Genomic DNA, 23,396 nt, shown 5'->3' with positions numbered 1-23,396 from the left:
TCCGACCAAGTGCGCTCACCTTACGAACGGCCCGCAGGCGCGTCAGCAGCCGGGCGTAAACGTCATGGCGTTCTTACGTAGACGCAACAAATGCCCGATGCCGCCACTCGCCTGGACACGTGGGGGAAACCGGACCGCCTTGGTCGGTGAAGTCCAGGAAATGAGCGAGGCCCGCCGCGGAGGGGATGCGCGGACCGTCGGCGACGCCGGTGCCGTGTGGCGATGAGCCGCTGTGCGGGGCTGTGTCGGCGGGCGGACGCGATCTGCTGGGAGTCCGGGGGCCGCGTGCGCACCACGAGCAGAGCGACATCGTCACTCGACCGGGCGGGCAGCAGCATGGCGTCCAGGACGGCCTCACACGTCTCCTCCGCAGGGCGGTCGGGGACGGCAAGGGCGCGCCGCAGTGTCTCGATGCCGACGTCGATGTCGCGCCGGTGCCCCTCCAGAAGACCGTCGGTGTAGAACACCAGCCGACTCCTCGCGGGCAGCTGCAGTTCGGCCGTCTCGAAAAGCAGTCCGCCCAGGCCCAGGGGCGGCCCTGGGGTCAGTTCCGGGAAGGCGGCGGTGCCGTCGGACACAGCGCCGGGGTGTGGGTGGAGGGCGAGCTGGGCGCCATCCCCGGCGAGGAGGACCGTTCGGTATCCGCCCGGCCCGAGGCACTGTTCACCGACCCCGCTCAGGCGGCTCAGTTCGTGGAGCGCACCGGGGCGGACGCGCTGGCGGTGCAGATCGGCAACGTGCACGGCTTCAGCGCCGACGGCGGCCGGCTCGACCTCGTCCTGCTGACCGACATCGCCGCGGTCGTCCCGGTCCCGCTGGTATTGCACGGTGCCTCGGGCCTCGAGGACGGCGTACTGCGCGCGGCGATCCACAGCGGCGTCGCCAAGATCAATGTCAACGCGGAGCTGCGGCGGGCGCGCTTCGGCGCCCTCGACGAGACCCCGGCCCCCTGCCCGGGAGGACGGCTACCACCTGCAGCGCGTACTGAACGCGGCGTGGGACTCCGCAGGGGCGTGTCGAGATGCCGTCGGTGCCTTCACCGAGGCGTAAGCACGTGTCCCGCTACGCCCGGGCACGCGCGTTCCTGATGCTCTGACCGGAAACGATCACCGGAGTGGTGTGATGGCCGAGCATCTACGGCGGTGGATGTCGCGCAGGTCAACTCAAGGTCGTGACACGGCCTGTCAGTTCTCTGGTCTAGGGTCGCCCGCATGGCTGAGCCCTCCTTTCTGACCGCCGTCCGCGAGTCGTACGACACGGTCGCCGCCGATTACGTCGAACGCGTCCCGCCTCCAGCCGCGATGGACCCGCTGTCACGTGCGATGCTGGCCGGGTTCGCCGAACTCGTGCGGACGGCCGGTCTGGGGCCGGTCGCGGACCTGGGATGCGGCCCCGGCCGCGTGACGGCGCACCTGGCCGGGCTGGGAGTGTCCGCCTTCGGCGTCGATCTGTCACCGAAGATGATCGGGCTGGCCCGGCACGCCTATCCGAACCTGCGGTTCACCGCGGGCTCGATGACCGCTCTGGAGATGAGGGACGACGAACTCGGCGGCATCCTGGCCTGGTACTCCACCCACCACACGCCCCCGCAGTGGCTGCCGGCGGTGTTCGCCGAGTTCCACCGCACGCTCGCGCCCGGCGGCTACCTGCTCTGGGGAGACTATGTCGGCGATGAACGGCTTCAGCCGACCCAGGGCTATGGCCATCCCGTGTCCTACGAGTCGTATCTCCTGCCCCTGAACCGCATGATCGGCCTGCTGGAGCAGGCCGGCCTCGTCGTCACCGCGAGACTGGAGCAGGAGCCTGGCGGACGGGTGAACAGACCGCACGCCTGCCTGCTGGCCCGCAAGCCCGAAAAGCCCTGACGGGGCTTGTTCCTGCGGCGAGGCCGCTCGTGTCAGATCGCCGAGGGTCGGTGCGGCGGTCAGGCCCGTTGAAAAACAACAAACATTGGGCATAGGCGATTCCCGACTGCTCAGGAACGCGATGGCACAGGGGCGGCCCGGACCGGAGACGGACGCCCCGCCGGCGTCAGGGGGCCAGGCCGCGGAGCGCGGCCCGGACGATCTCGTCCGCGCCCGCCTCATCCAGCGGCGCATGCCCGGCCACCAGCCGGTACATCGCCGGGCCGAAGAACAGATCGATGGCCACCTCAGGGTCGACCTCCGCCCGCAGCTCGCCCCGCTCGACCCCCCGGTCCCAGATGGCCCGCACCAGCTCCCGGCGGGAAGCGATCAACCGGTCCCGCAGCTCCGCGGCCACCTTTGGATCGTTTTGCGCCTCGGCCACCAGCTGGGCGAAGATCCGCCCGCTCGGACTCGCGTAGAACCGCATCATGCCGCGCACCGCGTGGCGGAAATCCTCAGCCGCGGAACCGGTGTCCGGATCCGGTGACTCGGCGTACATCTGCGACAGAAAGGCCTCGACCGCGACCGCGTACTTGTTCGGCCACCACTTGTAGATCGTCGCCTTGCTCACCCCACTCCGGGCGGAGATCCGGTCGGTCGTCATGCCCCGCAGACCGCCCTCCTGTAGCAGTTCCGTGCAAGCCTGCAGCACGGCATGACGCGCCTGCTCGCTACGGGGCCGGCCGGCGCGCCGGGCCAGACCGGGCACGGCGCCGCTCCCCTGCGACGTGGTGATCGAATCGTTCATCTCTCCATCCAACACCGATTCCGGACGGACATCCGCACCGCCGGACCGAGGGCCGTGGCAGGGCCGGTCGTGCCGCAGCGAGCCGAGGTTATCCGCCGGAGGCGTTCGACCCCGAGTGCGGGCAGATGCCGAGTCGTCGTGGATGCTGGTGCCGCTCCATGTCAGGTGGACGTCCCGGTAGACCGGCAGGTTGCAGTATTCGGGATTCGAAGGAGCGCAGCTCGGTCCGGCGCTACACGATGTCACTTGGATCTCCGGTGACTTGTCCAGCAGCGCCATGAAGCCACCCCAGGTCCCGTGTCCGCGACCGCCCATCAACGCCCATGTGGGCTTGTTCCGCTTTGGCGGACACCGTCGATGTGGTGGTCAGGCCGCCAGGCCGGCCTCGTAGTCGGCGCGACTTCGGTAGCCGAGGCTGCTATGCAGTCGGTGCACGTTGTACCAGCCTTCGATCCACTTGAAGGCCGCGGTGTGTGCGGCGACCCGGCTCGGCCAGGGATGGTCGCGGATGAGCTCGTTCTTCAAGGTGGCGAAGAACGACTCGGCCAGCGCGTTGTCCCAGCACTGCCCGGTGCGGCCGACCGAGAGCCGGATACCCGACTCGCTTGCCGGAAGGGCGAATTGACGACTGGTGTACTGACATCCGCGATCCGAATGAAAGATCACCGGGCCCTCGGGACGGCGATGGCGGCAGGCGGCTCGCAGGGCGTCGGCGACCAACTCGGTGCGCAGGTGGTCGGCGGTGGCCCGCATCAGCCGGGCGATGCGTCTGCGGCCGCAGGCAGTTCCCTCACGCTGGAGCACGGCGTGGATGCGCGGAGCGCCGTAGGTGCCCCGGGACACACGGGGCGGGAGCCCGGACCGTGGACCGTGCCGCTCGCGGGTGCCCGCCTCGGCGGGCTGCCGCCCGCGCGCCGCCGGCCCGGCGCTCGCGCACCATCGTCTCGCTCTGTGTCGTGGTACCTGCGTTCCGGCGATCGGTTCACGCCTGCATTGTGCGTGCTCAACCTGAGGATCCCGCTTATGTTGTCATGTTCGGTTAGGCAGGTCGGGTTCACGGGGCTGCGCCGCGGGCGGCGGTGTGCCGGATCGGGATCGATGCCGACAGCAGCGACGCCGTCGTCCACCCGACGTGGTACTCGGGCAGGCACGGGCGCAACGCATGGCTGATCGCAACGCCACGCCGGTCCAAGGGCCCTGCTCGGGGGCGCTTGGACCGGCGTTCGGCGTTCGGCGAAGGATGCCGGTCAGAAGGACGCCTTCGGCGCTCCCGGTCCCGGGTCGATCCTGACCGGCCCGTCGCTGCTGGGGCCGACGGGGAAGTCGAAGATGGCCGTGGGGATGTAGACCGTCGCGCAGGCGTTGGGAATGTCCACGACGCCGGACAGCCGTCCCTCGATCGGGGCTGCGCCCAGCAGCAGGTAGGCCTGCTCGGGGCTGTAGCCGAACTTCGTCAGGTAGTCGATCGCGTGCAGGCACGCCCGCTGGTAGGCGAGGTGCGAGTCGAGGTACTTCTGTTCTCCGTCGAGGGTGACGGAGGTCCCGGAGAACGCGATCCACTGGGAGTACTGCGGGTCGGTGTTGCCGGGCATGAAGATGGCGTTCTCCGAGACGCCGTAGGTCTCCATCCCGCCGCGGATGAGGTCGACCCGCAGATCGATGTAGCCGCCCATCTCGATGGCTCCGCAGAAGGTGATCTCGCCGTCGCCCTGGGAGAAGTGCAGATCGCCGACGGACAGGTTCGCACCGTCGACGAACACCGGGTAGAACACCCGGGTCCCCTTCGACAGGTTCTTGATGTCCTGGTTGCCGCCGTTCTCCCGGGGCGGTGCCGTGCGCGCGGCCTCGGCGGCGATGCGGTCGAACTCGCCTGCCGGGACGCCGCCGAGGAGGGCGGATTCGGGCTGCGGCGGCAGCGCGAGCGGAGGCACCCGGTGCGGGTCGGTCGCGATGAGCGCCGCCTCGCGGGTGTTCCACGATGCCAGCAGCGACCTGCTCGGAGCGGTGCCCATCAGGCCGGGGTGGACGATCCCCGTGAAGGAGACGTGGGGGACGTGACGGGAGGTGGCCACGCCGCCGGAGAAGTCCCATACGGCCTTGTACGCGTCGGGGAACTGCTCGGTGAGGAAGCCGCCGCCGTTGTCCTTCGCGAAGATCCCGGTGTAGCCCCAGCTCTGACCGGCCAGGGCGCCGGTCTCCTGCGGGATCGGGCCGATGTCGAGGATGTCGACGATGAGCAGGTCGCCCGGCCTCGCGCCCTCGACCCCGATGGGCCCCGACAGGACGTGCACGGCGTCGAGCGGGGCGTTGAGGATGTCCTCCGCCGAGTCGTCGTTCTTGATTGCGCCGTCGAACCACTCGCGGCAGTCCACCCGGAAGGACTCGCCGGGTTTGACCATGACGGCCGCCGGGATCTCCGGATGCCACCTGTTGTGGCCCAGCAGTTTCTGCTCGGTGAACGGTTTGGTCGAGTCCAGAGGGAAGATCACATCGGGCATGCCGGCTCCTGGGGTGCGCGTGATGAGGGGGCGTCGTCCGGTGACCGGCTCGCTGGGTCGGGCGACGACGCCGATGGGGTGTCAGGGACGGTCGTCAGGGACGGGGAAGCTTGGCGTGCAGCGGGTTGCGGGTGACGGGGCGCGGTGGCGTCCGGCGGTCCGGCAGCGACGCCACGACCGCGGGCTCGCTCGCGGTGCGTTCGGTCGCGTCGAGGAGCTTCACGGCGGTCGAGGAGCCGAGGCCGAGATGAGGTGCGGAGAAGATCCGCCTGGCGCCCCCACCGCACGTCCGGCAGTCCAGTTGCGTGGGAATCGAGGTCATCGGGAACCGGGCGTCGAAGTCACCGCAGGCCGGGCACCGGAACGCGTACGTGGGCACGGTCGTGTCACTCCTTCTGTGCGTGCCGGTGGGCAGGCCGCCCACGGGGCGGTCGGCCACCGCGCGGAGTTCGTCGTCGCCACGGGCTTGGCTGAGCGCGGTGCTGGACCGCCGACCGGTGGCGAACCGGCGATCCCCCTGCACCGTTGGGGCGTCCTCAGCGTTGTTGCCGTGAACGGCTGTGTCAGACGGACTTGGGAACCTGGGGCGTGCCGAGCAGCACCGGCCCGGCTGCCGCGCCCGGCTTCTTGCACTCGTCGTGGCAGCGGCTCTCCAGGCTGCAGCACAGGCTGCACACCAGGGACTGGGTGTAGGCGCAGTCCGCCATGTCGGGACGCTCGTAGGCGGTCCCGCAGGTGCTGCAGGTCAGTTCCTCCGCCATGTCGACCTCGCCGGCCTCGGGGCCGGCGACCAGGTTGGGCCGGGCGATGTAGTACTTGCCCTTGGTGGCCCAGGCCAGCAGCGGCGAGAGGGTCATGGCGAGCACCAGGGCGATCAGCGGGCTGAAGGCGTACGTCCAGCCGTCGCCGAACGCCTTGAAGAACGCCATGACGGAGACGAGGGAGGCGATCGCCATCGACCCGAAGCCGACCGGGTTGATGGTGTAGAGGTAGGCGCGCTTGAACTCGATGTGCTTCGGGCTCCAGCCGAGTGGCTTGTTGATGAGCAGGTCGGCGCAGACGGCTCCCACCCAGGCGATGCCGACGTTGGAGTAGAAGCCGAGGATCGTGTTGAGGAAGCTGAACATGTTCAGCTCCATCAGGAGCAGAGCGACGCCGACATTTAGCGCCACGTAGTAGACGCGGCCGGGGTGGCGGTGGGTGATCCGGGAGAAGAAGTTCGACCAGGACAGCGACCCCGAGTACGCGTTGGTGGTGTTGATCTTGATCTGGCTCATGACGACGAAGATGGTGGCCACCGCAACGGTGGCTCCGCCGAGCCAGGGCTTGATGGCCTCGGCGTACTGGTGGATGGGTTCGACCGCGTCCGCCGCGGTGCCGCCGAGCTGGAGCACGGAGACGGCCAGGAGGGCGCCGCCGATCTGCTTCGCCGCACCCAGGACCACCCAGCCGGGGCCGGCGACGGTCGTGGCCACGTTCCACGCCCGGCTGTTCTCCTTGGTCTTCTTCGGCATGAACCGCAGGTAGTCGGCCTGCTCACCGATCTGTGCGATCAGGCTGAGCGCCACACCCATACCGAGTCCGAAGGCGTGCCAGGAGAAGGCGCTGTGGGCGCCGTCGGTACCGGCAAAAGAGCCCAGCCTCTTGAAGGCGGTGGGGTTGTGCACCGCGACCGCGACGAACGGCAGGGCGAGCAGGACGAGCCACAGCGGCTGGGTCCACACGTGCAGCTTCGCGAGGGCCTTCATGCCGAAGACGACGATCGGGATGATCAGCAGCGAGGCGACCAGGTACCCCACGGCCAGGGGCAGGCCGAAGGCGTACAGGAAGCCCTGCGCCATGATCGAGCCCTCGAGCGCGAAGAAGATGAAGGTGAACGACGCGTAGATGAGTGACGTCAGCGTGGAGCCGAAGTAGCCGAAGCCGGTTCCCCGCGTCAGCAGGTCCATGTCGACGCCGTACTTGGCGCAGGCCCGTGCGATGGGGACGCCCGTGATGAAGATGATGACGGCCGCCGCCAGGATGGCGGTGATGCCGGAGGCGGCGCCGTTCGTCAGGACGATGGAGGCCCCGATGCTGAAGTCGGCGAGGTAGGCGATGCCTCCGATGGCCGTTGTCGCCACCACGTACGGCGTCCATGTGCGGAAGGACAGCGGGGCGTAGCGCAGCGAGTAGTCCTCGAGGGACTCGCTCGCGGCCGCCTTGGCGTAGGTGCGGTCCGGCGCGGTGAGAACGCCGGACGATCCGTCACTGGTGCTGCCGACGGCGGGCTCGCCGGCTTGGGTGCTTTCTGGAACAGGGGACATCGGGTCGTCCTCTCGAGGATGGGCGGGCGATGGGATGTCGACTGTGTGTGCCACCGACGCGCCGTTGCACCGGAGGAGCATTAGTTCTCACAGAAATTATTTTGACGTGAAGTAAATGTCAATGGTGGGCTGCGGGCTGCTTCCGGTTCAGGGGGCCCGAGGAATCGAATCCACCTACCGCAGCCGGGTCGACTCCTCGCCCGGCGGCCGTGTCCGTTGCCGACGGGCCGTTGCACCGCAGCGGTGAAGGCAACCGTGACGCCGATCAAGACCGTTTGGGCAACGAATCCGTTAACAACGTGTAAGGCGCGGACGGCACTCCGGCCTCCGGTCCGTCACGCACAAGCCGAGGAGCGGCACCGCCCCCGGCTGGGGGCGATGCCGCTCCTGGTGGCGCGGCGCCTGTCGTGGTGGCTGAACAGTGCCGCCCGGGATTGTGTGGGTGGCCGGTTCAGGGGAGCCGCTGGTTGGCGCGTGTCAGCAGGGCGCGCAGCTCGTCCACGTCGTCGGCAAGTGGTGAGAACAGATCGGACTCCTGCTGCTCGATCGTCTGCTGCAGTGAGCGGTACACCCTGCGGCCGCGCGGAGTGAGCAGTGCCAGCACGCGCCGCCGGTCGTTCTCGTCCGCCCGGCGGTGGACGAGGTTGGCGGCCACCATGCGGTCGATCACCTTCGTCAGTGTCGGTGCCGGCAGGAGGGCGTGGTCCGCCAGCTCCGTCATGGTGTGCCCGCGGTTGTCCGCGAGGAGGGACAGGACCCGCCACTGTTCGATGGTGCTGCCCGCCGACTCGAGTGCGGCGGCGAGTCGGCCGGAGACCTTGCGTTCGACCGCGGACAGGAGTCGTGGAAGGTCACCGGCCGCACCGGTCACCGCTGCGCGCGCCTGCTGCGCAGTCCGCTGTGGTGCCATTCACCCCACCCGTGCCCTTTCGGATAGAAATTTTCATTCTGGAAACACTTGCATAGTAGCGTGCGGGGGAGCACGAGGGCCTCCGTACCGGTGAAGGTGGCGGGGGTCGGGAGCGAAAGGTCGCTGATGGTCCTGATCGACTCGCCATCTGCGCACGGTCTTACGGTGGGCGGCCTGGTCTGCCGGGAGCCGGTCCTTGAGGGGCGGCGCCGGCCGTCCGGCCCGCTTCGCATCGCCCTCGTCGTGCCCCTGCAGGGACCTGCCGGAATCTTCGGGCCGTCCTGCGAGTTGTGCGCCGATCTGGCCGCCGAGGAGGTCAACACGGCGGGTGGAGTGCTCGGCCGGTCGATCGAGTTCGTGGTGGTCGACGGCGGAGCGCCGCCGCATGTGGTGGCCGACGAGGTCGACCTGCTGATCTCTGCGGGCGTGGTGGACGCCGTGACCGGATGGCACCTGTCCAGCGTCCGCAAGGCCGTGGTACCGCGCATCGCCGATCGGGTGCCGTATGTCTACACCCCCTTGTACGAAGGCGGCGAGCGCGCGCCCTGCGTCTTCCTGGCGGGTGAGACGCCGGGGTGCCAGCTGCGCCCCGCCCTGGGCTGGTTCGCCGAGGAGCTGGGCGTGCGACGGTGGGCGGTCGTGGGCGACGACTACGTCTGGCCTCGGCGTACCGCGGTGGCCGCGCGTCGCTATCTGGCGCGGATCGGCGGGAGTGTCGGCGAGGAGATCTTCGTCGCGCTCGGTACGGAGACGTATGACGATGTCGTCCGGCGCCTGGTTGCGGCCGCTCCGCAGGGCGTGCTGATGCTGCTCGTCGGTGCGGACGCGGTCGCCTTCAACCGCGCGTTCGCCGCCGCCGGACTGCAGGAGACGTGCGTGCGGTTCTCCCCGCTGATGGACGAGAACATGGTGCTGGGCAGCGGAGCCGCAGCGACCAGAGGGCTGTTCGCGGCGGCCGGTTTCTTCGAGACGCTGGTCACCGCCGACAGCCTGGACTTCAGTGCCCGCTACCACCACCGGTTCGGGGCGCTGGCCCCGGTGCTCAACAGCATCGGCGAGTCCTGCTACGAGGGGGTGCGGCTGCTCGCCGAACTGTTCAGCAGGGCGGGCAGCGCGGACGTGCGGCGGATCCGGGAGTCGGCGGAGGGTCTTGCCTACGACAGCCCGCGTGGCCCCGTGCGCCTGCGGGACCGGCACCTGGAGCAGCGTGTGTTCCTCGCGGCCGTCGACGGCCTGCAGTTCGACGTGCTGCACCGTTTCTGACCTCCTCGCGGCATCATCGCCGACCCGTCGACCCTTGACATGTCCTTCCTGTGGAAATAGTTTCATTTGAAAGTTAACTGGAAGGAAGGTCGCACGCCCATGCGCCACGGAGACATCACCTCGAGCCCAGACACCGTCGGCGTCGCGGTGGTGAACTACAAGATCCCCCGCCTGCACACGACGGCCGAGGTCCTCGAGAACGCCGAGAAGATCGCCGAGATGGTCGTCGGGATCAAGCAGGGGCTTCCCGGTATGGACCTCATCGTCTTCCCCGAGTACTCGACGATGGGGATCATGTACGACAAGGACGAGATGTACGCGACGGCGACGACCGTCCCCGGCCCGGAGACGGACATCTTCGCCGAGGCCTGCCGGAAGGCCAGGACCTGGGGCGTGTTCTCGCTCACCGGTGAGCGCCACGAGGCGCACCCGGACAAGCCGCCGTACAACACGCTCGTCCTCATCGACGACCAGGGCGAGATCGTGCAGAAGTACCGCAAGGTCCTGCCCTGGAACCCCATCGAGGGCTGGTATCCGGGCGGTCAGACCTACGTGACGGAGGGGCCCAAGGGGCTGAAGGTCTCGCTCATCGTGTGCGACGACGGCAACTACCCGGAGATCTGGCGGGACTGTGCCATGAAGGGTGCCGAACTCATCGTGCGGTGCCAGGGCTACATGTACCCGGCGAAGGACCAGCAGGTCCTCATGGCCAAGGCCATGGCATGGGCCAACAACTGCTATGTCGCGGTGGCGAACTGCGCCGGCTTCGACGGCGTCTACACCTACTTCGGCCACTCCGCGATCATCGGCTTCGACGGACACACACTCGGCGAGTGCGGCGAGGAGGAGTACGGCATCCAGTACGCGCAGCTGTCCGTCCCCGAGATCCGCGACGCCCGCAGGAACGACCAGGCGCAGAACCACCTGTTCAAGCTCCTGCACCGCGGCTACACGGGCGTGTGGAACGCCGGTGACGGCGACAAGGGCATCGCCGACTGTCCCTTCGACTTCTACAAGACCTGGGTCAACGACGCGAAGAAGGCGCAGGAGCAGGTGGAAGCGATCACACGCGACACCATCGGAGTCGCCGACTGCCCGGTCTACGACCTGCCGACCGAGAAGGTCATGGAGGCTTGAGGACCGTATCGGGCATCGAGGCAAGAAGGATGCATCTTCAAGCGAGCGAGCTCACGGAGCAGCTGAGGCTGCGCGTGATCGGCCAGGACCACGCGGTCGATGCACTTGTCCGGGCGGTCACGATCGGACGGTCGGGTCTCCTGGAACCCGACCGCCCCCTCGCCGGGCTGCTGTTCGTCGGCCCGACCGGGGTCGGCAAGACCCAACTCGTGCGCGCACTCGCGGAGGTGCTGCGCTCGGGTCCGGAGGATTTCTGCCGCATCGACATGAGCGCGCTCGCACAGGAGCACTACGCGGCGTCGCTGGCGGGGGCGCCGCCCGGATACGCGGGCAGCAAGGAGGGGCTCACCGTCCTCGACCGCGCACTCATCGAATCGGACGGAGACCGCCCCGGTATCGCGCTCTTCGACGAGATCGAGAAGGCGCACCCCGCGGTCGTGCGCGCACTGCTGCATGTACTCGACAACGGGCGCTTCACGCTCTCCAACGGAACCCAGACGATCGACTTCCGCAACTGCATCGTCGTCATGACGTCCAACCTCGGCGCTCGGGCGATCGCGCAGCACCGCAGGAACCGTACCCGGCGGCGATGGCCCTGGCGTCCGGCGGTGCCCCGGAACCGCGCGAACGAGCTCGCGAGTCTGCTCATCCACCCCTCGGCGGAGGCCGCACAGGGCGCGGAGGCCGGCATCCTCGCGGCCGCCCTGCAGGAGTTCTTCGATCCGGAGTTCCTCAACAGGTACGACGAGATCGTCGCGTTCGGCGATCTCGACAGCACAACCGCTGTCGAGATCGCCGAACGTGAGGTCTTCCTCGTCGTCGACCGCCTGCTCGAGCGATCGGTGCGCGCCCATGTCGGCCGGGACGTGGTCACCCACCTCGCACGTGTGGGCCACGACGAGGCGTTCGGCGTGCGGGCGCTCAAGCGGGCCATGCGACGGGAGCTGCTCACGCCCCTCGTGGAGGCGCTTGCCGGTGAAGGGTCCCGCCCCGGCACGCCCGGGGTCGTTCACATCCGCATGAACGGAGACCGCGTCGAGTGCACTGTCGTCGATGAGGCCGGCGACCCGGCGCGGAACCGACCCGACCGGGCGGCAAGCCGCGCCGAGTGCCGGCCGGCCCCTTCGCAGCGGGCAGCGGCGCCGGAGCTGCTCGCAGGCCGGCCGCCGGGCCACCCGTGACTGAGGACGCCCGTGCGACGTGGGCGTCCGCAGCCCGGGGCCACGCCTTCGCGTGCAGACGTCCTCACCACAGGGCGCCGAGCCGGCGCAGCCGTCCCGGCCGTGCTGCGGGAGCCCGGCGAGGCCTGTCGGACCGGTTGCCGCCCGAGAGAGGGCTCCGGGGGAGGTGGTGGAGGAACAGCATCCTGCCAGGGCGATCAGATGCGGTGTCTCGGCGGACACGGTGGTGTTGCCGGTGGCGGAGTCCACCACCGCGAACAGCAGCAGGGCGGCCGTTTCGGTACCGACCAGCAGCGTCATCCCGCGGGCGAGTGCCGGCCGGACGGCGGCGACGGTCACGCTGCCCGGTCGCATGTCACGGGGGTAGAACGAACTGGGGAAGCTGTCGTTGTGCCAGTTGGGTGCGTCGACGGCGCCTTGCAGGTCGAGACCGCCGCGGACGGGTGCGCGCAGGGCGACGGCGAGAAGGAAGTGCAGGCTCCACTGGTCCTGCTGGTCTCCTCCGGGCGTGCCGAAGGCCATCACCGCTTCGCCGCCGCGCAGGGCGAGGGAAGGGGTCAGCGTCGTCCGCGGACGGCGGCCGGGAGTCAGGGACGACGGCAGACCGGGCTCCAGCCGGGACATCTGGAGCCGGGTGCCGAGCGGGAAGCCCAGCTCTTGTACGACGGGGTTGGACTGGAGCCAGCCGCCGCTCGGGGTGGTGGCGATCATGTTGCCCCAGCGGTCGACGACGTCGATGTGGCATGTGTCGCCCCGGGTGGTTCCGTTGCGGTCCCCCGTCACCGGCACCCCGGGATTCGGGCGCGGCGCCTCGGGCCGCCTTCAGGGCGTGCTCGCTCAGCCGCGGCTCCCTGCCGCCGGGCCGTCCCGGACGGAGGTCCATCGCGGCCGTCTCGCCGATGAGCGCCAGCCGGGCGTCGTTGTACGGGCGGCTCAGCAGGTCCTGGAGCGGGACGTCGGCCGCGTCGCCGTACCATGCCTCTCGGTCGGCCATCGCGAGTTTGGTTCCCTCGACCAGCCGGTGCACGTAGTCGGGCGATCCGTACTCCAGGCCGTCCATGACCTCCGGCGGCAGCAGAGCCAGTTGCTGGAGGAGGACGGGTCCCTGGCTCCACGGCCCCGCCTTGGCCACCGTCCAGCCGTTCCAGTCGTAGGTGACCGGAGCCTCGTACGTGGCCGTTCAGCCGGCGAGGCCGTCACCGGTGAGGGTCCCGCTGTGCCGCTCACCCGAGCTGTCCATCGTGGGCCGGGCCGCCTGGGCCGCCAGGGCTTCTGCGACGAAGCCCTCGCGCCAGGTGCGGCGCGCCGCGTCGATCTGCGCCTCCCGTCCGCAGCCGGCCGCCTCGGCCTCCGCGATGATCCGCCGCCACGTGGCGGCCAGGGCCGGGTTCTTCAGCAGAGCCCCGGGCGACGAGTGCTCCCCTCGCTCGCCGATTCAGAGGAGACTCAGAAGCTCCCCCGCTCGGTCAGCGGGACGGGATCCGGGACGGCGTGGGTGGTCAGGACGAGGTCGACCAACGCCTTGGCGGCGGCGGACGGGCGGCGTTCCGTGGAGGTGACGAGGGAGACCTCGAAGCGGGGGGCGGGCTGCACCGGGCGCAGCGCGAGGGCGTCGGCGCGGGAGCCGGAGGTCAGCGAGGCGCTGAGAAAGGCGCAGCCGAATCCGGCGCGGACCAGGTCTACGGCTGTGGGGATGTCGGTCACCTCAACGGCGATCTCGCGCCGCAGGCCGGTCTGGGTGAACAGGCGGTCGACGCTGGCCCGGGTGCCCCACCCGGTGGGGAAGTCCACGAAGCGCTCGCCGTCGAGGTCGGCGAGTGGGATGGCCGGGCGCCCGGCGAGCGGGTGGTCTTCCCGGCAGGCCAGGAGAAGGGGCTCGGAGGCGAGAAGGCGTGCCGTCACCCCGGCGGGGTAGCGGCCGGGGAGCGCGGTGAAGGCCAGGTCGAGGCTGCCGTCGAGCACCCGGGTGACGAGTTCGGCCGAGCCGCCCGGTGCGGTGCTGGGGATGATCTGCACCTGTGGACGCTCCCGGTGGTAGCGGGTGAGGGTCGTAGCCAGATCGATCAGCGCCAGGGACTGCATGATGCCGACGCGTACGGTGCCGCGCACTCCGCCCTGGGCGGCTGCGACGGCGTCCCGGGCCGCGTCCACCGCCGCCAGGGCGGTGCGCGCCTCGGCGAGCAGAGCCCGACCGGCGTCGGAGAGCTCCACCTGGCGCGTGCTGCGGTCGAACAGCTTTCCGCCGAGTTCGCGCTCGAGGGATCGGATGGAGACCGAGAGCGTCGACTGCACCAGGTGCAGCCGGGCCGCGGCGCGAGTGAAGCTGCCCTCCTCGGCGACGGCCACGAAGTGCTCCAGGTGCCGCAGCTCCACGTCGCGCTCCCTCCCATTCATGCATGTCATCAATGATCTCCATCGAAATCTTTCGTTGGACATCATAACGCGGGTCAGGAAGCCTGAACGGTGGCTCGGCAGGGCAACGGCGCGCTGCTGCTGTCTGGAGCAAGCACCTGGAAAGGGCCGTTCATGTCTGTCATCCCCGCAGGAAGGGTGGAGCCAAGCGCACACCGCCATGGCCCCACGCGCCGCCATCGACACCACTCGTTCGGCTTCTGGAGCACCATGCTCGCCTTCCTGGTGAACATGGGCTTTTCGGCCGTGCCGACCCCGCTGTATGTGCTCTACCAGCGGCGTGACCACTTCTCCACCATCATGATCACCGTCGTGTATGCCGTGTACGCGGTCGGTGTGATCGCCAGCCTCTTCCTCGCCGGTCACGTCTCGGACTGGATCGGCCGCAAGCGAGTGCTCGTGCCCGCGTTGCTGCTCAATGTCGTCAGCGCGCTGATCTTCGTGTGCGCGCCGAGCCTGCCCGGACTGCTGGTGGCCCGGGTCGTCTCCGGTGTCTCCGTCGGTCTGACCACCGCGACGGCCACCGCCTATCTCAGTGAGCTGCACCTGGGAACCTGGAGCGGCCGGACGGGCTCGCCGCGCCGCTCCCAGATCGTCGCCACCGCGGCCAACCTCGGCGGCATCGGATTCGGGCCGCTGGTCGCCGGGCTGCTCGCCCAGTACGCCCCCCAGCCGCTGGTACTGCCCTACGTGGTGTTCCTCGTCGCGCTGGCTGTGCTGGCCGTCCTCGTCGCCCTCTCGCCCGAGACCGCGGACCTGCCGGATCCGGCGCCGCGGTACCGGCCGCAGCGTATCGCGGTGCCGGAGCACGCGCGCCGGATGTTCTTCGCTGCCGTCACGACGGGCCTGGCCTCGTTCGCCGTCTATGGGATCTTCAACTCCCTCGTGCCGTCGTTCCTGGCCGGGACCCTGCACGAGACCTCCCACGCGGTGGCCGGCGCCATGGCGTTCGCCGCGTTCGCCGCAGGGGCCGTCGCGCAGATCGCGCTGAGTCGCGCAGGGCTCGGGCTCACGCTGCGCACGGGCCCGCTCGTGCTCGTTCCCGGCCTGGCCCTGCTGGTGGGCGGGATGTGGCTGCCCAGCCTGTTGATGTTCGTCATCGGCGGGATACTGACTGGCGCCGGCGGGGGACTGGCCTTCCGCAGCGCGCTGACCGCGGCCGGGATGACCGCCCTGCCCGAGTCCCGCGCCGAGGCGCTCGCCTTCTTCTTCCTCGGCGCCTACATCGGTCTGTCGGTGCCCGTCCTCGCACTGGGTATCGCGACGCAATACGTGTCCACCCGCGTGGTGATGCTCGCCTTCGTGGTGATCATCGGCGCCGCCGTCGCGCTGGGCGCCCGCTCGGTGCGCGCCCAGTACCTCCGCGACGAACTTGCGGCCAGCTGCCGATGACCGCCGCACCTTCCCACGCGGGGCGGCCCGTGCTCCCAGGCGATCACCGGCCCAGCCATCGTGTCGAGAACACGGGACAGGATGCCCGTTTCGAGCCCGCACTCGCCCACATCGGCGGCCTCTACGCCGCCGCGCTGGCCCTGACATGCGACTCCGCCGACGCCGAGGACCTGGTGCAGGAGACCTATGCGACGGCATACCACTCCTGCGACCGGTTCCAGGAGGGCACCAACCTCCGGGCCTGGCTGTACCGCATCCTCACCACCACCTTCATCGACGACTACCACACGAAGCAGCGCGAGTCGAGGCGCGACCACCAGGCCGAGGACATCGAAGACTCGCACCTCGCGGCCGCCGAGTCGCTCTACTTCGCCAGGCGGCGCTCCGCAGAGGCGGAAGCCCTCGACCACCTGCCCGACTCGGACGTCACGGCCGCCCTCAGGACGATCGGCGAGGACCTGCGGATCGTCCTGTACCTGGTGGACGTCGAGGGCTTCGCCTACAAGGAGATCGCCCACATCACGGGCACCCCCACCGGCACGGTGAAGTCCCGTGTCCACCGGGGCCGACGCCAACTGCGCCGCCTCCTACAGGATTACTCCCGTGCCCGCGGCCTCCTCCCGGACACGCCCGGATGCTCCGACGGCCGCGACGACGGTGAATCATGGGAATCCACGGTCGGTTGAGCTGCCCGGCTCTGTCCCGGCAGCGTCGACGCACCTACGCCGCAGACGCGCGCGGCCGCTCGTCACGTGGCGGAGCGTGTGACGTACCGGTTGGTTCACCGGATGGGATGTGCCGATGGCGGCAGGCGACACACACACCTGCCGCCACCAGCGTGCGTCCGACGAGTTGGTGGTGCTGAGTTGGTGGTGCTCACCGCCGGCCGCCAAAACCGCGAGGCGGCCGAGCGAGGCGGGTCAGGACGTGCTGGTCGTCAGCTGCCCTGTGGCGCTGCCCGCGAGCCACTGCGGCCAGGACGCGTTGTAGTCCGTATACCCGTTGTCCCCCGGGGACGTGCCGCGTGGAGACCCGGAGATGATGACCGGATCGCCCTGTTCGGCGTAGTTGTAGAACCACTCGGCATTGGCGTGGGACAGGTGGACGCAGCCGTGCGAGTGGTAGGAATGTCCCGGGTCCGGGTCGCCGGTGGAGTAGTGGACGTAAGTGCCCGACGTGGTGAGGTGCACGTCCAAGGCAGCGTCAGATCATAGTAGTCGGGGCTGTTCGGGTTGCAGCGATGCCGACGCTGCAGGACGTCATCCGCACCGCGCGTTCCTTGTCGATCACCGCCGTGGTGCCGTCCCAGGAGGGCCGGTTCGGGCTGCCGGCGTCGATGGGCATGGTGCGCACCAGCTTGTCGTTGCGGTAGACCTTCATGGTGTGGCTCGGGGCGTTCACCTGAGTCTCGACATGCGCCCCGATGGTGAAGCTGCGGTCGTAGTCGTGGGTGCCGTTGCGGCCGTTCCCGTCGCCGACCCCCTTCAACTCGGCGTTGAGCGGTCACCTGGTGCCTGACGGCCAGAACGTCTTGGGCCGGAAGTCGCCCCGGCGGCTGCTGAACCAGTGCCAGGCACGGGTGACCGGTGTGGAGGTGGTCACCTTCAGGTGTCGCTCGATCGCGGCGCGGGCGGGGGTAGCCACGGGGTCGCTGAATTCGATGGAGATCGGCATGGTCACTCCGACGGTGCCGTCCGGCTCGGGGACGATCGTGTGGAGCAGCATCGGCGGGCCGGACGGTCGCGTAGGGGAGGGGCTCGCACTCGCGCCGACCGTCGCGGACGGATGCGTCGCGGTGCGGCGATGGCAGCCGGGACCGCTCGTCGTCCGGCTGCCGAGACACGGGTCGGCGGATCCGTGGCCGCCTATATAGTGAACTAATCGTACAGAAATATGAGCATGCTCAGGGACGGGAATGCATGAGCGGGGCCCAGGGGGCGAAGGAGACCAGACGGAGCGGAGCCGCCGTTGAGTCCTCCGGCAAGCGCGGGCCCCTGCTCTCGCCGGTCGCCGGCACGTTCGGCGGGAGCCGCGCAGCGCCACGCCCGTCGTTGCCCTGACCCGGTTCGTATACGCCCTCGGGTCGCTCCCTCTGCCGCCGCTCGGCGACATCCCGGAGAACCGGGCGCTCGTGGAGGTCCGGCCCATGAGGACTGAGAGGCGAGGAACATGCCGAAGCAAGACCCAGCCGTCCAGGGCCACCGAAGATTCAGCCTCCCGGACACCCGCAGCCCGCGGAAGAACGTCCCGGCACGCGTCAGCAGTCGCTGCCTGGTCTTCAGCTTCACCGGCGGTGACATGGCGACGGCCCCGTCCGGCATCGTGAACGGCACGCACGAACGGAAAGGCCTCTGCCTGCTGGGAGCGCCCCTGGACCTTATGGCCCTGCTCGTCTCGGCGTCCTCCCTCCGGCGTCCCCCTCCGGGTCGTACGGGGGCTCCCCCCGCGTGCAGGTCCGCCGCCTCCGCTGCGGAACGGGCCGAAGGCGCGGGGAGGGTGGCGGTATGACGGCCACACCGGCTCGGGCCGGCCTCGCACGGCCGGCGAGTCGCGGTTCGCGCCGGCACGGTGCGAACACCCGGTGGGCGGGCAGCGGGCTGGCCCTCCTGGTCGCCGCGACGTACTTCATGGAGAACCTCGACGGCACCATCATCGCGACCGCCGCGCCCCGCATGGCGCGTAGCTTCCATACCAGCGCCGACAGCATCGGCGTGGTCATGACCGCCTATCTGGTCGCCCTGGCGGTCGGCATTCCGGCGAGCGGCTGGCTCGCCGAGCGGTGGGGACCCCGGCGCGTCTTCGCCCTGGCCATCACGGTCTTCACCGTCGCCTCGCTGCTGTGTGCCCTCAGCGACAGCCTGCCCCTGCTCACAGGCATGCGTGTCCTGCAAGGACTGGGCGGCGCCATGATGGTGCCCGTCGGCCGACTCATCGTCCTGCGCACCACCGACCGCAAGGACCTGGCCACGGCGATCGCCTACCTCACCTGGCCCGCGCTGCTCGCACCTGTGGTCGCGCCGGTCCTGGGCGGCCTCTTCGTCACCTGCGCCTCCTGGCGATGGATCTTCCTGGTCAACCTGCCGCTCGGTGTAGCCTGCCTGATCGCGGAACTGCGGATGGTCGCCACGACACAACCCGCCGAAGAGAAGGCTCCCCTGGACTGGCCGGGTTTCCTGCTGACCGGCACGGGCCTTGCGACGCTGGTCCTCGGCATGGAGGAAGTCGGCGGCGGAGGCGGCCTCGCCCGCCCCCTGGTGGCGCTCGCCGTCTCAGCGGTGCTGCTCGCGGTGTCGGTGCGCCACCTGCGCCGCGCCGCGCGCCCCCTCCTGGACCTCAGGAGCCTTCAGGTGCGCACATATCGGGCGTCCACGCTCGACGGCTCGATCTACCGGACGATGGTCAGCGCGGCCCCGTTCCTCCTCCCTCTGATGTTCCAGGACGCGTACCGCTGGTCACCACTGCGGACGGGCCTCATGGTCATCGCCGTTTTCGTCGGCAACGTCGGCATCAAGCCCGCCACCACGCCCCTCATACGCCGCTTCGGTTTCCGCCTGGTGATCCTGGTCAGCACCGTCGGGCTCGCGGTGAGCTTCGCGGGCTGCGCGGCCCTGTCGTCCGGCACACCGCTGTGGATGACGGCGCTGATCCTGCTGGCGAGCGGCATCTTCCGGTCGACCGGGTTCTCCGCGTACAACACCCTGCAGTTCGCCGACGTCGGCCCGGACATCCTGCCCGCCGCCAACACCCTGGCCGCGACGGCGCAGCAACTGGCCGCGGGCCTCGGCGTCGCCGTCACCGCGCTCGTCCTGCGCGGAGCCCAGGCCCTGCCCGGCGCCACCGGGCACAGCACCGAACCGTACCGCGTGACCTGGCTGGTCATGGTCGTCATCACCTGCCTGTCCGGATGGCAGACCTTCAAGCTCCCTCCCGACGCGGGCTCCGCGGCCCGTCCGTCGGCGAGGGTGGTGTCCACGTCGGCTGCGCCCAGGGTTGCTTCGGCGGACGTCGGGCGAACGAAACCCGACAGCCACTCGGAGAGTCGGCCTTGACGACGGACAGCAACGAGTGGTCTCCGGGTTCTGCGGGCCGGATCAAGACGGCTCCCTCGACTCCACACTCCGAGGCACCATCGATCCCGAGGTCGCGGCTGCCTGGCAGCCCTGACCAAGAGGGAAGGCAGGCGCCGCCTCGCGGTGGTCGCCCCTGCCTTCCCCGCCACGGGACGCACCGTCGTCGGCGGCCGGGTACTCGTCGGTGGCGAGCCCGTCGAGGAACGGCATCCCGGCCGCCGACCCCTCGCCGAACAGCTGGAGGCGGCGGGCCTGACCGTGGCGCTGCTGAGCCTGGCAGAGCTGCGGGACGGCGATCCGGCCCGCGCCCTTGCAGCGGCAGTCGGCACGGCCGACGCGGTGGTCGTCGACGCGCTGACCGACGAGGATCTCGCGCGCACGGTCCGGGCCTCGGCGGACCTCTCCGTCCTGCTGGTCGGCTCCGGCGGCATGGCCCACCAGCTGGGCGCGCCGCGGACGGAGCCGGAACCGGCCTCTCGTCCGACACTGCCCCTGGGCCGTCAGGTCCCTGGCCCGGCGCTCATCTGTGTCGGGAGCCGGAGCCGGCAGGCGCACGCCCATCGTCACGTACTCATCGAGGAACTGGCCGCCGTGCCGGTAGAGGTGACGACCGCTCCGGGCGGCCCCACCCGCGCGATGCGCGAACTGCGCGCCGCGCTCGCGGGCGGGCGACAACGCCGTCGTCTTCCCCGGCCGTGCAGCCCGAGCTCGCCCAGCAGTTCGCCGTGGCCCTGGCCCAGGGTCACCGCACTAGCCGACGTGAGAGTTCAGGAACTCGAGCGTACGGTCCCAAGCCAGCTGCGCGGACGCAGCATGGTACGTCTCACGGCCGTCGTTGAAGAATGCGTGGCCCGCCGGGTAGAGGTGGAATGTCGGTACGATGTCGGCCTGCTGCTCGATCGCGGCGCGCAGCTGCTCCAGCGACTCCAGCGGGACGGTCGTGTCCAACTCCCCGTAGTGCCGAGCACTTCGGCCTTGAGCCCGGAGAAGTCCGGCAACGCGCCCGGGATGACGTGAGATCATCGCGGCCGTCGGCTCCGCCGCCCAGTGGAACTCGGCGATCGGCTCCGCTTACGCCGGCGGCGCCGCCTTTGCGATGAGACCGTGCGCCGCATCGACGATGCGGCCGATGCAGTAGCCCTGCGGGCCCGCCATGGCCCACTCCGCGTCGTCATCCCCAAGGGTATGTGCGCACTGCTGCGGCAGTCCGCGGCTGCTGCGTAAGACACAGACACGTCGACTGACGTGCGGATCGTTGTGAGAGAGGCTGTACGTGCGGATTATGGACGAGCTGCAGCGCTCGGTCGTGTTGGTGACCCCTGACCTGGTCGGAGATGTCGTCGAGGCGCTCACGGAAGTCACCGGCCGCCCGGTGAAGGGCTACGCCGGGGTGTCCTTTGGCAGCGGGGAGGATCACCTCGCTGCGGAGACTCCCGTTGTCTATGTCGGCCCTGACGTTCCCGAATCGCTGCGCCTGGAGAGGCTGAGCTGGTTCCACAGCACCAACGCCGGGGTCGACGCGTTGCTGCGCCGCAGGTCCTGGCCGCCCGAAGTACTCCTCACTCGCACCGTGGGACGCATGGGAGAGCGGATCGGGCAGTACGTACTGGCCTGGATCCTCGCGGAATGTCAGACGGTGCCGGTCTTCCTCGAGCAGCACCGGCGCACCGAGTGGCAGCGGGTGCCGTCCGAGCTCGTCGCAGGCCAGACGGCGCTGATCTACGGTGCAGGACGCGTGGGAGCGCGGGTCGCAGCGATGCTGAGCGGCTGCGGGATCCACACGGTGGGCGTGAGCCGCACGGCGCGTACCGCTGTCCCCGGCTTCGACGAGACGGTGACCACCGACGCGGCCGACGCCCTGCTCGGCGGGGCCCGCTGGGTCGTCTCCACGCTGCCGCTGACGGCCGAGACGGAGAACTTCTTCGACGCCGACAGGTTCGACGCCATGCGCGGCGCCACGTTCATCAACGCCGGTCGCGGCGCCAACGTCGACCTCGCCGCCCTCGCCCACGCGATCGACACGGGCGCGGTGCGCACGGCCGTACTCGACGTGCTGCGTGAAGAGCCGCCCGGATTCGACCACCTGGTGTGGAGGCTGCCTCGCACCGTGGTCACCTCCCACTCCGCGGGCATCACCGGGCCGGACGACGTGACCGCTGATTTCGCCGTCTGCTGGGAGGCGTTGAGCCAGGGGCGCCTTCCCGAGCTCGCCGTGGTTCCTGCGCAGGGCTACTGACCAGCGACCAACGGACAACGGCTGCCACCGGCTCGACAATCCTCGGGGACGCCGGCTCGGTGGCCGAGCCGGCGTCGAGCGCAAGGTGCACCGTGTCAGACGGTGTCCAACTCGGCGATCTCCTCGTCCGTCAGCTTCAGCTCGGCAGCCGCCGCCGAGTCGCGGATGGTCTCCGGCCGGCTCGCGCCGGGAATCGGAACGACGACCGGCGACTTGGCGAGCATCCAGGCCAGGCAGACCTGCTGCGGGCTGACCCCGTGAGCCTCGGCGACCCGCGCGAACGGTGCGTAGACCGAGCCGAGTTCGCGCGCACGGGAGATGCCGCCCAGAGGGCTCCACGGCAGGAACGCGATGCCGAGCTCGTCACACAGCTGAAGCTCCGGCTCGCTGGAGCGGAAGGCCGGCGAGAACTGGTTCTGGACGGAGGCCAGGCGGCCGCCGAGGATCTCGCCCGCCTGCCGGATCTGGTCCGGGTCGGCGTTGGAGACACCGGCCATGCGGATCTTGCCCTCGTCGAGGAGTTCCCGCACCGCACCGACGGATTCGGCGTAGGGGACCTTGGGATCGGGACGGTGGAACTGGTAGAGCCCGATGGCCTCCACGCCAAGGCGGCGCAGGGAGGCTTCACAGGCCTCCTTGATGTGCTTGGGGGAGCCGTCCTGCGTCCAGCTGCCGTCTCCGGGACGCAGGTGGCCGCCCTTCGTGGCGACGAGGACATCCCCACCCAGCGCATGGGAGGCGAGAGCCTTGGCGATCAGGGTTTCGTTATGACCGACTTCACCGGCGTCCCGGTGATAGGCATCGGCGGTGTCGATCAGCGTCACGCCGGCGTCGAGCGCGGCGTGAATGGTGGCGATGGAACGTGCCTCCTCGGGGCGGCCCTCGATCGACATGGGCATGCCGCCCAGGCCGATCGCGCCGACCTCGACGTCACCGATGCGGCGAGTGTGCATGTGCTCGAGACCTCTTTCGAATGTCACGCGGGTTCGCGCGGAACTGGTGCCGGTCGACACCCGCGGTAGGGTCCCGCGGCGACTCGGCACAACCGAGCCTCGTCGAGCCACAGCCAGGGGTCCAATAGAAGAAAGCGAACGCATTCAGCAGCGAGTCATCTGAATGGGACGACCTTCACAACGCTCACTGATTGCAGCGCGAGCCGGATCGCGCGCAAGGGCCATGCCGCTGGGCGCGATCCGACTCCGGACGTCTCGAGGCAACGCGGGTGCGCTCATGGCTGCGCGTCAGGCGGTGCTTTCGGCCAGGGTCTCCCGCACGACGATCGCCGCGCGTTCCGCATCCTCCCGCGAGACGTCGAGGTGGAACACGAACCGGAAGT

Annotated in this window: 22 protein-coding genes and 3 pseudogenes; 10 read left to right on the top strand and 15 right to left on the bottom strand. The window is 69.8% G+C overall.

The features are described from left to right. Positions 1-62: 62 nt before the first annotated feature. Positions 63-578, bottom strand: coding sequence for a SpoIIE family protein phosphatase (locus tag AB0N14_RS32785; protein WP_366029338.1), 516 nt, complete (start codon positions 576-578; stop codon positions 63-65). 9 nt (positions 579-587) lie between these two features. Here AB0N14_RS32785 and AB0N14_RS32780 point away from each other — a divergent pair, with 9 nt between their 5' ends. Further along, entirely contained in the window at positions 588-1,088 is a 501-nt protein-coding gene (locus AB0N14_RS32780; RefSeq protein WP_366029337.1) for a class II fructose-bisphosphate aldolase, read from the top strand. Between the two features lie 123 nt (positions 1,089-1,211). Continuing rightward, positions 1,212-1,865 carry a class I SAM-dependent methyltransferase gene (locus AB0N14_RS32775; protein ID WP_366029336.1) on the top strand — a complete coding sequence of 218 codons (654 nt, stop codon included), beginning with the start codon at positions 1,212-1,214 and terminating at the stop codon, positions 1,863-1,865. Between the two features lie 166 nt (positions 1,866-2,031). On the opposite strand, the gene AB0N14_RS32770 is transcribed toward AB0N14_RS32775, so the two are convergent. The 7 genes and pseudogenes from AB0N14_RS32770 to AB0N14_RS32740 form a co-directional block, all read right to left on the bottom strand. After that, positions 2,032-2,655 (bottom strand): TetR/AcrR family transcriptional regulator, encoded by a 624-nt coding sequence (locus AB0N14_RS32770; protein ID WP_366029335.1) that lies wholly within the window; start codon positions 2,653-2,655, stop codon positions 2,032-2,034. Between the two features lie 366 nt (positions 2,656-3,021). Then, positions 3,022-3,408: an integrase core domain-containing protein gene (locus tag AB0N14_RS32765; protein WP_366029368.1), complete on the bottom strand. Its 387-nt coding sequence runs from the start codon at positions 3,406-3,408 to the stop codon at positions 3,022-3,024. A gap of 3 nt (positions 3,409-3,411) precedes the next feature. Beyond that, positions 3,412-3,498: pseudogene (locus tag AB0N14_RS32760) on the bottom strand (IS3 family transposase); the annotation flags it as partial. Between the two features lie 404 nt (positions 3,499-3,902). After that, the gene (fmdA, locus tag AB0N14_RS32755) at positions 3,903-5,153 is read right to left on the bottom strand and encodes a formamidase (RefSeq protein ID WP_366029334.1); all 1,251 of its coding nucleotides are present in this window, start codon (positions 5,151-5,153) and stop codon (positions 3,903-3,905) included. A gap of 94 nt (positions 5,154-5,247) precedes the next feature. Beyond that, positions 5,248-5,676 carry an FmdB family zinc ribbon protein gene (locus tag AB0N14_RS32750; protein WP_366029333.1) on the bottom strand — a complete coding sequence of 143 codons (429 nt, stop codon included), beginning with the start codon at positions 5,674-5,676 and terminating at the stop codon, positions 5,248-5,250. A 40-nt stretch (positions 5,677-5,716) separates the two neighbouring features. Then, positions 5,717-7,459 (bottom strand): hypothetical protein, encoded by a 1,743-nt coding sequence (locus AB0N14_RS32745; RefSeq protein ID WP_366029332.1) that lies wholly within the window; start codon positions 7,457-7,459, stop codon positions 5,717-5,719. 451 nt (positions 7,460-7,910) lie between these two features. Then, on the bottom strand, positions 7,911-8,369 hold the full coding sequence (locus AB0N14_RS32740) for a MarR family transcriptional regulator (RefSeq protein ID WP_366029331.1): 459 nt from the start codon (positions 8,367-8,369) through the stop codon (positions 7,911-7,913). Positions 8,370-8,495: 126 nt separating this feature from the next. Here AB0N14_RS32740 and AB0N14_RS32735 point away from each other — a divergent pair, with 126 nt between their 5' ends. The 3 genes from AB0N14_RS32735 to AB0N14_RS32725 all read left to right on the top strand — a co-directional run bounded on the left by AB0N14_RS32735 (position 8,496) and on the right by AB0N14_RS32725 (position 11,950). After that, on the top strand, positions 8,496-9,632 hold the full coding sequence (locus tag AB0N14_RS32735) for a substrate-binding domain-containing protein (protein WP_366029330.1): 1,137 nt from the start codon (positions 8,496-8,498) through the stop codon (positions 9,630-9,632). Between the two features lie 99 nt (positions 9,633-9,731). Beyond that, positions 9,732-10,769, top strand: coding sequence for an aliphatic amidase (locus AB0N14_RS32730; RefSeq protein WP_366029329.1), 1,038 nt, complete (start codon positions 9,732-9,734; stop codon positions 10,767-10,769). Between the two features lie 29 nt (positions 10,770-10,798). Beyond that, positions 10,799-11,950, top strand: coding sequence for an AAA family ATPase (locus tag AB0N14_RS32725; protein ID WP_366029328.1), 1,152 nt, complete (start codon positions 10,799-10,801; stop codon positions 11,948-11,950). Positions 11,951-12,280: 330 nt separating this feature from the next. Here AB0N14_RS32725 and AB0N14_RS32720 read toward each other — a convergent pair. Beyond that, positions 12,281-13,358: pseudogene (locus AB0N14_RS32720) on the bottom strand (gamma-glutamyltransferase); the annotation flags it as partial. A gap of 38 nt (positions 13,359-13,396) precedes the next feature. Further along, positions 13,397-14,353: a LysR family transcriptional regulator gene (locus AB0N14_RS32715; protein ID WP_366029327.1), complete on the bottom strand. Its 957-nt coding sequence runs from the start codon at positions 14,351-14,353 to the stop codon at positions 13,397-13,399. A gap of 219 nt (positions 14,354-14,572) precedes the next feature. On the opposite strand from AB0N14_RS32715, the gene AB0N14_RS32710 reads away from it, so the two are divergent. Next, positions 14,573-15,754, top strand: a complete 1,182-nt coding sequence (locus tag AB0N14_RS32710; protein WP_366029326.1) for an MFS transporter — start codon at positions 14,573-14,575, stop codon at positions 15,752-15,754. Beyond that, entirely contained in the window at positions 15,751-16,440 is a 690-nt protein-coding gene (locus AB0N14_RS32705; RefSeq protein ID WP_366029325.1) for a sigma-70 family RNA polymerase sigma factor, read from the top strand. The genes AB0N14_RS32710 and AB0N14_RS32705 overlap by 4 nt, the downstream gene beginning before the upstream one ends. 234 nt (positions 16,441-16,674) lie before the next feature. On the opposite strand, the gene AB0N14_RS32700 is transcribed toward AB0N14_RS32705, so the two are convergent. The 3 genes from AB0N14_RS32700 to AB0N14_RS32690 are packed head-to-tail and all read right to left on the bottom strand — an operon-like array spanning position 16,675 to position 17,479. Beyond that, positions 16,675-16,944, bottom strand: a complete 270-nt coding sequence (locus AB0N14_RS32700; protein ID WP_366029367.1) for a L,D-transpeptidase — start codon at positions 16,942-16,944, stop codon at positions 16,675-16,677. Between the two features lie 13 nt (positions 16,945-16,957). Then, positions 16,958-17,242, bottom strand: coding sequence for a L,D-transpeptidase (locus tag AB0N14_RS32695; RefSeq protein ID WP_366029324.1), 285 nt, complete (start codon positions 17,240-17,242; stop codon positions 16,958-16,960). Positions 17,243-17,257: 15 nt separating this feature from the next. Continuing rightward, positions 17,258-17,479: an Ig-like domain-containing protein gene (locus tag AB0N14_RS32690; protein ID WP_366029323.1), complete on the bottom strand. Its 222-nt coding sequence runs from the start codon at positions 17,477-17,479 to the stop codon at positions 17,258-17,260. Between the two features lie 779 nt (positions 17,480-18,258). Here AB0N14_RS32690 and AB0N14_RS32685 point away from each other — a divergent pair. Both AB0N14_RS32685 and AB0N14_RS32680 read left to right on the top strand, forming a co-directional pair. Continuing rightward, positions 18,259-19,803, top strand: a complete 1,545-nt coding sequence (locus AB0N14_RS32685; RefSeq protein WP_366029322.1) for an MFS transporter — start codon at positions 18,259-18,261, stop codon at positions 19,801-19,803. A 30-nt stretch (positions 19,804-19,833) separates the two neighbouring features. Then, a pseudogene (locus tag AB0N14_RS32680) lies at positions 19,834-20,256 on the top strand (four-carbon acid sugar kinase family protein); the annotation flags it as partial. A gap of 318 nt (positions 20,257-20,574) precedes the next feature. Here AB0N14_RS32680 and AB0N14_RS32675 read toward each other — a convergent pair. Continuing rightward, positions 20,575-20,847, bottom strand: a complete 273-nt coding sequence (locus AB0N14_RS32675) for a dienelactone hydrolase family protein (protein ID WP_366029321.1) — start codon at positions 20,845-20,847, stop codon at positions 20,575-20,577. A gap of 259 nt (positions 20,848-21,106) precedes the next feature. Here AB0N14_RS32675 and AB0N14_RS32670 point away from each other — a divergent pair, with 259 nt between their 5' ends. Further along, entirely contained in the window at positions 21,107-22,060 is a 954-nt protein-coding gene (locus AB0N14_RS32670) for an NAD(P)-dependent oxidoreductase (RefSeq protein ID WP_366029320.1), read from the top strand. Between the two features lie 95 nt (positions 22,061-22,155). Here AB0N14_RS32670 and AB0N14_RS32665 read toward each other — a convergent pair whose 3' ends face one another. Continuing rightward, positions 22,156-23,013 (bottom strand): aldo/keto reductase, encoded by an 858-nt coding sequence (locus AB0N14_RS32665; RefSeq protein WP_366029319.1) that lies wholly within the window; start codon positions 23,011-23,013, stop codon positions 22,156-22,158. Positions 23,014-23,396: the final 383 nt, after the last annotated feature.

The sequence above is a fragment of the Streptomyces sp. NPDC051104 genome, assembly GCF_040682835.1.
Classification (GTDB): domain Bacteria; phylum Actinomycetota; class Actinomycetes; order Streptomycetales; family Streptomycetaceae; genus Streptomyces; species Streptomyces cynarae.
Note: the sequence above shows the minus strand (reverse complement) of the source record. Positions and strands in the feature narration are given on the sequence as shown.

Coding starts and splice junctions, on each gene's coding strand:
- AB0N14_RS32775 (WP_366029336.1), top strand. CDS start 1,212: ATGGCTGAGCCCTCCTTTCTGACCGCCGTCCGCGAGTCGTACGACACG.
- AB0N14_RS32770 (WP_366029335.1), bottom strand. CDS start 2,655: ATGAACGATTCGATCACCACGTCGCAGGGGAGCGGCGCCGTGCCCGGT.
- AB0N14_RS32765 (WP_366029368.1), bottom strand. CDS start 3,408: ATGCGGGCCACCGCCGACCACCTGCGCACCGAGTTGGTCGCCGACGCC.
- fmdA (WP_366029334.1), bottom strand. CDS start 5,153: ATGCCCGATGTGATCTTCCCTCTGGACTCGACCAAACCGTTCACCGAG.
- AB0N14_RS32745 (WP_366029332.1), bottom strand. CDS start 7,459: ATGTCCCCTGTTCCAGAAAGCACCCAAGCCGGCGAGCCCGCCGTCGGC.
- AB0N14_RS32740 (WP_366029331.1), bottom strand. CDS start 8,369: ATGGCACCACAGCGGACTGCGCAGCAGGCGCGCGCAGCGGTGACCGGT.
- AB0N14_RS32735 (WP_366029330.1), top strand. CDS start 8,496: ATGGTCCTGATCGACTCGCCATCTGCGCACGGTCTTACGGTGGGCGGC.
- AB0N14_RS32730 (WP_366029329.1), top strand. CDS start 9,732: ATGCGCCACGGAGACATCACCTCGAGCCCAGACACCGTCGGCGTCGCG.
- AB0N14_RS32725 (WP_366029328.1), top strand. CDS start 10,799: ATGCATCTTCAAGCGAGCGAGCTCACGGAGCAGCTGAGGCTGCGCGTG.
- AB0N14_RS32715 (WP_366029327.1), bottom strand. CDS start 14,353: ATGACATGCATGAATGGGAGGGAGCGCGACGTGGAGCTGCGGCACCTG.
- AB0N14_RS32710 (WP_366029326.1), top strand. CDS start 14,573: ATGCTCGCCTTCCTGGTGAACATGGGCTTTTCGGCCGTGCCGACCCCG.
- AB0N14_RS32705 (WP_366029325.1), top strand. CDS start 15,751: ATGACCGCCGCACCTTCCCACGCGGGGCGGCCCGTGCTCCCAGGCGAT.
- AB0N14_RS32690 (WP_366029323.1), bottom strand. CDS start 17,479: ATGCTGCTCCACACGATCGTCCCCGAGCCGGACGGCACCGTCGGAGTG.
- AB0N14_RS32685 (WP_366029322.1), top strand. CDS start 18,259: ATGACGGCCACACCGGCTCGGGCCGGCCTCGCACGGCCGGCGAGTCGC.
- AB0N14_RS32675 (WP_366029321.1), bottom strand. CDS start 20,847: ATGATCTCACGTCATCCCGGGCGCGTTGCCGGACTTCTCCGGGCTCAA.
- AB0N14_RS32670 (WP_366029320.1), top strand. CDS start 21,107: ATGGACGAGCTGCAGCGCTCGGTCGTGTTGGTGACCCCTGACCTGGTC.
- AB0N14_RS32665 (WP_366029319.1), bottom strand. CDS start 23,013: ATGCACACTCGCCGCATCGGTGACGTCGAGGTCGGCGCGATCGGCCTG.